We start from the raw sequence: 8,921 nt of genomic DNA on the forward strand, positions 1-8,921 counted from the left end.
TCAGTCTCCCTGGGAGAAGCGGATCGCCGAGCCGTCCGTGAGGACGCGCTCGTCGAACGAGTACTGGAGGGCGTCCGAGCCGGCCTGGTTCTCGATGCCGACGGTCGCGGAGGCGCCGCCGTCCGGAACCGACTTGTACTGGAACGTGACGTCCCCGGAGGCCTCGTCGAAGAGCACCTCGAAGGTCACGCGGGCGCCGCCGGATGCGACCACCGCGTTGTTCCACACCACGGCGAAGGTGCGGGCGCCGGCCTTGCCCTTGGTGGCGGTTTGCACGCTCGACCGCTTGTCCAGGGTCAGGTCGTCCCAGAATGGGGCGACGATGCCGTTGGGGGCGAAGGCCTCCGGAAGTGCCGTGTTGGCGTAGTCGCCGAGCCGCGGCTGGAGGAAGTTCACGAGCCCGTTGGTGGTGACCGACGCGGAGCTGTAGTCGACCCCGTACAGGGTGACCCAGAAGGGCAGCGAGATCGGCGCGGCGTCCTCGTCCCCGCTCAGCGCGACGGTGTTCTGGCCCTTGACCCAGGAGTAGTCGGCGGGCGTGCAGCTGTTGCCGGACGCGTCGCTCTTCGCCGGGAGCCGGACGACGCGCGTCTCGACGCCGTCGACCGTCAGGTCGGTGCGGGAGTCGCCGTTGCACAGGACCGGGTCGGCAGGCTGGACCGACAGGGTGTAGTCGCCCTCGGCCACGGCCGGGACGGTGAACGTGCCGTCCGCACCCGTGGTGAGTGGCGCGAGCGGGGTGCCCACGAGCTCGACGGTGGCTCCCGCCAGCGGCGTACCGGTCACGTCCAGCACGGTGCCGGTGACCGGGTGGCTCGCGGTGGTCACGAGGGCGGCGTCGCGGGTCACGTCCGTGCCGTCGGCGATCTCGACACCGGTGATGGTCTGCGGGGCGTAGCCGTAACCGCTCAGCGTGAGGTCATAGGTGCCCGGCGCCAGGTGGAGGCGGTAGGAGCCGTTGTTGCCGGTGAGGACGGCGCGCGCGCCGACCGTGGTGTTGGTCGCCGTGACGGTGACGCCGCGCAGGGCCGCACCCGTGGCGGCGTCGGTCACCGTGCCGGTGAGCGTGCCGGCCGTGTGCGGCGCGAGGCCGACCGACGCGAGGATGTCGAGCTTGCCGTCGCCCCACACGTTGTTCGCGTCGGCGGTGCCGCCGCAGTGGGTGTCGTCGACATCGCGGGCGCCCTGGTTCAGCAGCGCGCGCGTGCCGTCGATGTCACCGATGAGGGACGGCGCGGCCGACCACAGCAGCGCGACGGCGCCCGCGACGTGCGGCGTCGCCATCGACGTGCCGTCCTCGGCCACGTACGACGAGCCGGGCCACGTGGAGAGGACGTTCACGCCCGGGGCGGAGATGTTCGGCTTCGCGGACCCGTCGACGGGCGACGGCCCGAAGCCGGAGAAGCCGGCGATCACGCCGTCCGCGTCGTACGCGCCCACGCCGTAGGCCGGTGCCTGGGCTCCCGGCGCCTCCGTGGTGGAGCAGGTGCGGCCGTCGCCGGAGTTGCCGGCGGCGAACGCCTCGAAGATGCCCGCGGCGTTCCAGGCCGTGATGGTGTCCTGGTAGAACGCGGTCTGGCCGCCGCCCCAGGAGTTGTTCACGATGTTCGGCGCGAGGTCCGGGCGCGGGTTGCGCCCCTCGCTGTCGGTGGGCGCCAGGATCCACTGGCCCGCCTTGAGGAGCGACTCGTCCGAGCAGGACCGCGTCTCGCAGCCCTTGGCGGCGATCCAGGTGGCGTTCGGCGCGACGCCGATGCCGTTCTTGCCGACCATCGTGCCCATCGTGTGGGTGCCGTGGCCGTTGTTGTCGCAGGGGACGGTGCTGTCCTCGCACTCACCGGTCGGGTTGTACCAGTTGTAGTCGTGCGTGAACGTGCCGTCGCCGTTGTTGCCGCGGTACTGCGCCACCAGGTCGGGGTGGTCGTACTGGACGCCCGAGTCGACGTTGGCGATGACGATGCCCTCGCCGCGGTCCTCGTACTGGGTCCACACGTCGTCGGCGTTGATGTCCGCGACGCCCCACTGCGGGGTCGCGTCGTCGACGGTCGTCGTGACCTCCCCGGCGGGGGTGGCCTCGGTCGCGTCGAGCTCGTACGTCTTCGCCTTGATGACGGACGCGACGTCGGGCCGCTTCGCCAAGGAGGTGACGAGGTCGGCGTCGCCCGTGACCTCGACCGTGTTCGCGATCCAGAAGTCCTCGTGGCCCACCTTGTGCGCGTCCAGATAGGCGGTGAGCGAGCGCTGGCTGGACGCGGCGTGCCGCTTCAGCGCGGTGTAGGCCGCCTCGGCGCGTGCCGCGTGGGCGCGCTTGGAGCGTGCGGAGGAGAGGTCGGCCTGGTCCTTCAGGACGACGAAGAAGGTGGCGTCCTTGCCACCCTTCACGGCGCTCGCGAGCGCGCTGTCGACCTTGGAGCTGCCGGGGTCCGCGGTCGGGGCGGCCACGGCAGGGCCGGTGAGCAGGGGGCTGGTGAGCAGGGCGGCCGCGGTGAGCGTGGCCGCCGCCCAGGTGGCGCGTCGGCGCCGGGGCGGTCGGGGCTGGGGCATCAGGTGCGCTCCTCGAGGGCAGGTGCAGGGTGCCTGCACGCTATGAAGAGGCCGTTACTGAGGCATTACCGGCCCACGTGGCGCCCGACGACGCAGGTCAGGGGTTCGCGGCGGTCTCCTGCCGCGACCCGTCCGCGAGGAACCAGACGACCCGCGCGTCGCTCCACTGCTGCTCGGTCAGGCCGTGGGCCCACACCGTCCAGTACCCGTCGGACACCGTGGCGTCGATCTCCGTACCACCCGCGGCCCAGAGCTGGACGCGTGCGACGTCGTCGCCCGCCAGGCCCACGAGCACGCGGGCGTCCGCCGAGCCGCCACCGACCACGGGCGTCGCCTCGTCCGACGACGGCAGGTCGTCGGTCGTCGCGCTGACGGTGTGGAACGGCTCGTACGGAGGCTCGGCGTCCTGCTGGCAGACGACGAACCGCTGGTGGTCGCGGGCCAAGAGGGTGAGCCCCGCGTCGCCGTGCCGCTCCTCGATCACCGGTTCGACGCCGGTGCTGCTGCGCCCGCCGGCGCAGGCGTCCCGACGCGCCTCGGCGGGCGGCGTCACGGTGTCCGGGTCGGCGGGCCAGGCACCCTCCAACGGCGTCGACCGCTCGGAGCCGTCCGATGCACGCCACAGGAGGGAGACGGTCGCGCCCACAGGCAGCTCCTCCCTGCGGAGGAAGACGACCCACTCGTCGTCGCGCAAGGTCCGCGCCTCGACGACCAACCCCTGCGTCCCGGACCGGCCGTCGGCCCACTCCGCGTTCAGCCGGACGTCGCGGACGTCCTCGCCGGCAGAGCCCCATGCGACGTACCAGTCGTCGTCGTCGCGGACCCCAGCGGGCACCACCTCGTCCGGGCCCGGCTCCGCAGGGTGGTCGTCGGCCCAGAGCGTGGTCGACGCCGCCGAGCTGACGGCACGCCCGTCCTCCGCGCAGAAGCCGGTGAGCCCGGCGTCGTCGGACCGCAGGAGCGCCAGCCGCGTCCCGTCGGCGTGCGACTCATGAGCGAGCTCGCGCCAGGTCGGCGACGCGAAGACGTCCTCGGTCTGGTGCGCAGCGGTCGTGAGCCGGCTCGCACACGCGGACGGTGGGCCCGACAGCCCGGCGGGGCCGAGGTCCGGCTGCCACGGCGACAGGGCCAGGCCGACGGCGACCACGCCGACGACGCCGGCGGCCGCGGCACCGAGCTGCACGCGACGCCGACGGCGCTCGCGGGCGGTCCTGCCCCGGGTGAGCGGGACGACGACCTCGTCGTCGGGCTCCGGGAGCACGACGTCGTCGCCGAGGCCGACGCGGGCTTCGTCGAGGTCGAGCACGTGCGCACCACCGACACGGCGGCTGCGCGGAGAGGGGGCGCCGTCGACCAGCGCGTCCACCACGGCGTCGAGCGCGGCGCGGGCGGCGTCGAGCCGGTCCGGGTCGGGTGACGTCGTGGGGGCGATGCGGGCGAGGCGCTCGTCCAGGTCTGCGGGGTTCATGCCGACCTCCTCGAGGACGCGGGGGAGCGGGTGGGGTCGCCAGTCCGGGCGGTCGACCGAGCGGTGGGCAGGGCGTCGCCGCTGTCGGTGGCGGCGGAGAGCGAGGCCAGCCGTCGTCGGGCGCGGTGCAGGCGGACGTGGAACGTGGCGGTGCTGCACCCGGCGACGTCGGCGGCGTCGGGAGGCGCCAGCCCGTCCCAGGCGACGAGGAGGATGGCCTCCCGCTCCCGTGCGCTGAGGCGTGCCAGTGCTCCGAGCAGGGCGTCGCGCTCGACGGCGAGCGCCTCCGGGGCGGCTTCGGCCAGCGGCGCGGAGGCGGCGAGCGAGGCGAGCTCGTCGTCGAGGGTGCGGCGTCGTCGCGCGGCTCGGTGCGCGTTGCGCACGAGGTTGCGCGCGACGACCAGCAGCCACGGCAGCGCGGGGGCGGGGACGTCGTCCAGACGCCGCCATGCCACGAGGAAGGTCTCGGACAGCAGGTCCTGCGCGGTGTCCGGGTCGGTGTGGCGCCACAGGTACGCCTGGACGCGGACGGCGTGCGCGCTCCACAGCGCGGACAGGCGTTCGCGGGCGTCGGCCGCGTCGTCGGGGGTGCTCACACCACGTAGTGTCCGGGGCCCGCCGTGACTTACACGGGAGCTGCGGACGCGGTGCGTGCCGCGCGCCGACGTGCGGGCGCCCCTGCCGGCTGCGCCGAGCCGGCAGGGGCGCCCGTGCGGTGGGTGCTGCGTGAGCCGGTCAGCGGGCCGTGCTCGGCCCGTACACGGTGACGTCGATGGTGCCGCCCAGGAGGACGTCCACCCGGGCGCACCCGGCCGACTCGTCCACGACGTCCGTCGTCGGGAACTCGAAGTCGACGGGGGCGAACACGTCGTCGACGACGGCGCGGGCCTTGTCGAGAGAGACGCACCGGTCCACGATCCGCTCCCGGAGGGCGGCCGTCATCGCGTCCATCTCGGGTGTGGAGAGCCGCTGGTAGGGGTCCTCCGAGGCGCTGACGGTCAGCTGCCGGTCCTGGACGTCGACCACGTAGTCGGAGCACGGCAGCCCTTCCGTCCCGGGCTGCTCGACCACCGTCCAGTCCTGCAGGCCGAGCCGGTCGACCTCACCCTGGGCCCAGGCGGCGCCCTCGGCGACCGTGCGGCACTCGCCCCTGCCGCCGTCGACAACGTCCTCGACGGTGCGTCGCAGCTCGACCACGCCGGTGCCGAGGGCCTGCGAGCCTTCCAGCCGTTCGACGCCGTCGGGCACCTGGTCGGCGGGGGCGACCACGGTCTGGCCGTCCCACGCGAAGGCGACGGGGTCGTCGATGGGCGGCAGCCCCTGCTCGGCGAGCAGGGTGGTGCAGTCCGCGTAGGGGTCGCCGGTGCGCCAGGACCCGGCGGCGTCGACGTGCTGCCCTGCGGCCGTGTCGGCGTTCCAGGTGCGCACGCAGGTCAGGCCTTCGCCCGTGGCCCCCTGGAACAGGTGGACCGCGGCGTACGCGACGCCACCACCGGTGAGGACGGCGGCCAGGCCGATCGCGACCGCACCACGGCGCCCGACCCGGCGGCGTCGGCTCGTCGTCGGGGCGGGGGCCTCGGCGAGGTCGGCCGTGCTGCGGGTGCTGGTCGTGGCGATGTCGTCCCGCAGCGCGGCGAAGACCGCCTCGTCCACGGCGTCGAGGCGACCGGGGCGTGCCGGGTCGGCGTCTCGCAGCTGCTTCATCACGTCGGTCATGACGCCTCCTCGATCTCGGGGCGCGCGGCGCCCCACCTCTCCCGCTGTCCGTTGCCGTGCTGCTGTCCCCGCACCGCCGCCGCGGGCGGCGCCGGTGCGACGGTGGCCAGGGCGGGGACGGGGGCGGGCGGACCGTCGTCGGCGGTGGCGAGCGCCGCCAGCTGGTCGGCGAGCCGCCGGCGGGCGCGGTGCAGCCGGACGCGGACGCTGGCCCGCGTGATCCCCAGGACGAGGGCGATCTCGTCGCGGGCGAGCTGCTCCCAGGCGACCAGGCGCAGCAGCTCCTGGTCCTGCTCGCCGAGGCGTCCCAGGGCGCGCTCGACGTCGGACCCTGGCGCGTCCGGTCCCGGGAACGTCTCGGCCACCTCGGCGCGCAGGCGGTCGGCGAGCGCGAGGCGACGGCGCTCGCCGCGGTGCAGGTTGGCGAGGACGCGCCTCGCCACGCCGAACATCCACGGCCGCGCGTCGGGTCCGACGGGGACCTCCTCGATACGCCGCCACGCGATGAGGAAGGCTTCGGCGACGACGTCGGCGGCGTCGGCCGGGTCGGCCACGCGCCGCACCGCGTACGCGAGCAGCGGGCGGTGGGTCGCCTCGAAGAGCGCGGTGAACCGCGCCTCGTGCCCGTCCGTGACGGGTGGTGAGGGCGGGGCGGCAGGTGGTTCGAGGGCTGGCATCGTTGAGGTCCTCTCGACCGGGGGACGGTGACAACCGTGGCATGTCCGGCAACCGGCCGAGCGTTGCAGCCTTACGCGGACGTGTCGTTGGCGCGCAGCACCTGCCGCAGCTCGTCGGGCGTCAGGTCGGACTCGGCGAGCACCTTCTGCAGCACCGCCGACTTCCCGGCGAGGTACCGCTCGATCTCCATCGTCGGGTCCGCGGCGAGCGCGAGCTTCACGGCGCCGTACTCGTCGCGCAGGTCGTCCCGGCGGCGCAGCACGTCGCGGACGGCGAGATGGTTGCGCACGTGCAGCGTCCCCCGGGCGCAGACGTAGACGTGCCGTGCGGGGTCGTCGTCGGGCGCGTCCATCGCCTCCCGGCCGGCGAGGCCCAGGTCGCCGCGGTGCGTGTAGCCCACCGCCTCGAGCGCCCGCACCGCGGCGGGCACGTCGGCCGCAGGCACGATCACGTCGACGTCGAGGATCGGCTTCGCCGGCAGGCCGGGGACCGACGTCGACCCGACGTGCTCGACGACGGCGCCCGGGACGCCGTCGAGCGCCGCGCGCAGCGCACGGGCGACGCCCTCGAACCGTGCGGGCCAGGTGGGGGAGGAGGGGACGACGGTGATCGGCACGCGGACATCGTCGCAGCGATGGCGCAGGCTAGGGACATGCGCCTCCTCCTCCTGCGACACGGACAGACGCCCTCCAACGTGGCCGGGCTGCTCGACACCGGTGCGCCCGGACCTCGCCTCACGCCCCTGGGCGAGGCGCAGGCCGCGGCCGTGCCGCGCGCGCTGGAGGGCCGCCGGATCGACGCGCTGGCCGTCTCGTCCCTCCTGCGCACCACCCTCACGGCGCAGCCGCTGGCGGACGACCGCACCTTGCGCCCCACCGTCCTCGACGGGCTGCGGGAGATCGAGGCGGGCGCGCTCGAGATGTCCGCCGACCTCGCCGACCACCACACCTACCTGGAGACGGTGTTCGCCTGGTCCCGCGGCGACCGCTCCCGGCGCATGCCCGGCGGGCCCGACGGCGACGCGTTCCTCGCCCGGTTCGACGACGCCGTCGCCGCCCTGGCCGACCACGACCACGACGTCGTCCTCGCCGTGTCGCACGGCGCCGCCATCCGCTCGTGGTCGAGCGCCCGCGTCCGCGGGCTCGACGTCGACGAGGTGGAGCACACGCCGCTCGCCAACACCGGCCTCATCGAGGTCGAGGGCGATCCCGCGTCGGGCTGGCGCCTGGTCGACTGGGTGCGCGAGCCCGTCGGCGGCGAGCGCCTCGACGCCGTCGTCGCGAACGACCCCACCGGCGAGCCGGTCGACGACTGACGCAGGGCTCCCTCGTGGTGCCGGTGGGACGATCGGGAGGTGACGGGAGACGGACCCCGGGCACCGGGCCCTGTGGCGCAGGCGCGGGCCGCGTGCGCGGCGCGGACCTGGGAGGTCGCGCGCGCCGCGTTCGCCCGGGCGGACGAGGACGGCGAGCCGCTGTCCGCGGCCGACCTGGAGGGCTGGGGCCTGGCGGCCCTGCTCGCGGGGGACGACCGGCAGTCCGACGCCGCGCGGGAGCGGGCGCACCACGCGTTCCTCGCCGCTGACGACCGGGACGGGGCGTCTCGCGTGGCGTTCTGGCTGGCCCTGACCCTGCTGATGCGGGGCGAGCACGCCCGGGCCCGAGGATGGTTCGAGCGCCCCCGGAGCATCGTCGGCGACGCGGGCTTCGCCGCCACCGTGTGGCACGGGTACGAGCGGCTGAACCTGGGCATGCGTGCCCTGGCCGAGGGGCAGGACACGCAGAGCCGTGACCTGCTCGCGGACGCGGTCGCCGTCGCGCGCGAGCACGCCGACCCGGACCTGGAGCTGCTGGCCCGCAACGGCCACGGGCAGGCGCTCCTCGCGCTGGGACGCACCGCCGAGGGCATGGCGGAGCTCGACGAGGTGATGGTCCTCGCGACGACCGGGACGGCGGGGCCGCAGGCCGTCGGGCAGGTCTACTGCGCCGCCATCCTGGTCTGTCGCGGCTGCCTCGACCTGGGTCGTAGCGCCGAGTGGACGGAGGCCCTGTCCCGGTGGTGCGCGGGCCAGCCCGGCATCGTCCACTACCGGGGGCAGTGCGCGGTCCACCGTTCCGAGGTGCTGCAGCTGCGGGGACAGTGGGCCGCCGCGACGGACGAGGTGACCGCCGTCCTGGACCGGTGCGCGCGGGACCCCGGACGCCGCGACCCCGCCCGCGGGATGGCCCACTATCAGCGCGGGGAGCTCCACCGCGTCCGGGGGGAGACGCGCGCCGCCGAAGAGGCCTACCGAGCGGCGGCTGCCGCCGGCCTCGACCCGCAGCCCGGGCTCGCCCTGCTGCGCGCCGCCCAGGGGCGCGCGTCCGACGCGACCGCCGCGCTCGCCCGGGCGTCGGCGGAGGCGGCCGGGGACTTCCTGCGTGGCCGCCTCCTGCCGGCGCAGGTGGAGGTGGCGCTCGCGGCCGGCGACGGCGCTCGGGCGAGGGCGGCGTCGGCCGAGCTGGCCGCCCTGGCC

At 75.2% G+C, this 8,921-nt stretch carries 8 protein-coding genes; 2 read left to right on the forward strand and 6 right to left on the reverse strand.

The genetic code is table 11. The features are described from left to right. From ACFT55_RS05540 to ACFT55_RS05565, 6 genes are all read right to left on the reverse strand, one after another. Positions 1-2,544, reverse strand: coding sequence for a S8 family serine peptidase (locus ACFT55_RS05540; protein ID WP_380242385.1), 2,544 nt, complete (start codon positions 2,542-2,544; stop codon positions 1-3). Between the two features lie 97 nt (positions 2,545-2,641). After that, positions 2,642-4,012 carry a hypothetical protein gene (locus ACFT55_RS05545; protein ID WP_380242387.1) on the reverse strand — a complete coding sequence of 457 codons (1,371 nt, stop codon included), beginning with the start codon at positions 4,010-4,012 and terminating at the stop codon, positions 2,642-2,644. Next, positions 4,009-4,608, reverse strand: coding sequence for an RNA polymerase sigma factor (locus ACFT55_RS05550; RefSeq protein WP_380242389.1), 600 nt, complete (start codon positions 4,606-4,608; stop codon positions 4,009-4,011). Before ACFT55_RS05550 ends, ACFT55_RS05545 begins: the two co-directional genes overlap by 4 nt. A gap of 139 nt (positions 4,609-4,747) precedes the next feature. Then, entirely contained in the window at positions 4,748-5,728 is a 981-nt protein-coding gene (locus ACFT55_RS05555; protein ID WP_380242391.1) for a hypothetical protein, read from the reverse strand. Further along, positions 5,725-6,405, reverse strand: a complete 681-nt coding sequence (locus tag ACFT55_RS05560; protein WP_380242393.1) for an RNA polymerase sigma factor — start codon at positions 6,403-6,405, stop codon at positions 5,725-5,727. The genes ACFT55_RS05555 and ACFT55_RS05560 overlap by 4 nt, the downstream gene beginning before the upstream one ends. A 71-nt stretch (positions 6,406-6,476) precedes the next feature. Next, complete coding sequence (locus ACFT55_RS05565; protein WP_380242395.1) at positions 6,477-7,022, reverse strand: GrpB family protein; 546 nt, start codon at positions 7,020-7,022, stop codon at positions 6,477-6,479. 36 nt (positions 7,023-7,058) lie between these two features. On the opposite strand from ACFT55_RS05565, the gene ACFT55_RS05570 reads away from it, so the two are divergent. Both ACFT55_RS05570 and ACFT55_RS05575 read left to right on the forward strand, forming a co-directional pair. Then, positions 7,059-7,721 carry a histidine phosphatase family protein gene (locus ACFT55_RS05570; protein WP_380242397.1) on the forward strand — a complete coding sequence of 221 codons (663 nt, stop codon included), beginning with the start codon at positions 7,059-7,061 and terminating at the stop codon, positions 7,719-7,721. Between the two features lie 39 nt (positions 7,722-7,760). Continuing rightward, a partial coding sequence (locus tag ACFT55_RS05575; RefSeq protein ID WP_380242399.1) for a DNA-binding response regulator occupies positions 7,761-8,921 on the forward strand: 1,161 nt, incomplete at its 3' end.

The sequence above is a fragment of the Isoptericola sp. NPDC057191 genome, assembly GCF_042670225.1.
Taxonomy (GTDB): domain Bacteria; phylum Actinomycetota; class Actinomycetes; order Actinomycetales; family Cellulomonadaceae; genus Isoptericola.

Excerpts from the sequence above, each read along its gene's own strand:
- ACFT55_RS05545 (WP_380242387.1), bottom strand. The coding sequence starts at position 4,012 with ATGAACCCCGCAGACCTGGACGAGCGCCTCGCCCGCATCGCCCCCACG.
- ACFT55_RS05540 (WP_380242385.1), bottom strand. The coding sequence starts at position 2,544 with ATGCCCCAGCCCCGACCGCCCCGGCGCCGACGCGCCACCTGGGCGGCG.
- ACFT55_RS05570 (WP_380242397.1), top strand. The coding sequence starts at position 7,059 with ATGCGCCTCCTCCTCCTGCGACACGGACAGACGCCCTCCAACGTGGCC.
- ACFT55_RS05560 (WP_380242393.1), bottom strand. The coding sequence starts at position 6,405 with ATGCCAGCCCTCGAACCACCTGCCGCCCCGCCCTCACCACCCGTCACG.
- ACFT55_RS05555 (WP_380242391.1), bottom strand. The coding sequence starts at position 5,728 with ATGACCGACGTGATGAAGCAGCTGCGAGACGCCGACCCGGCACGCCCC.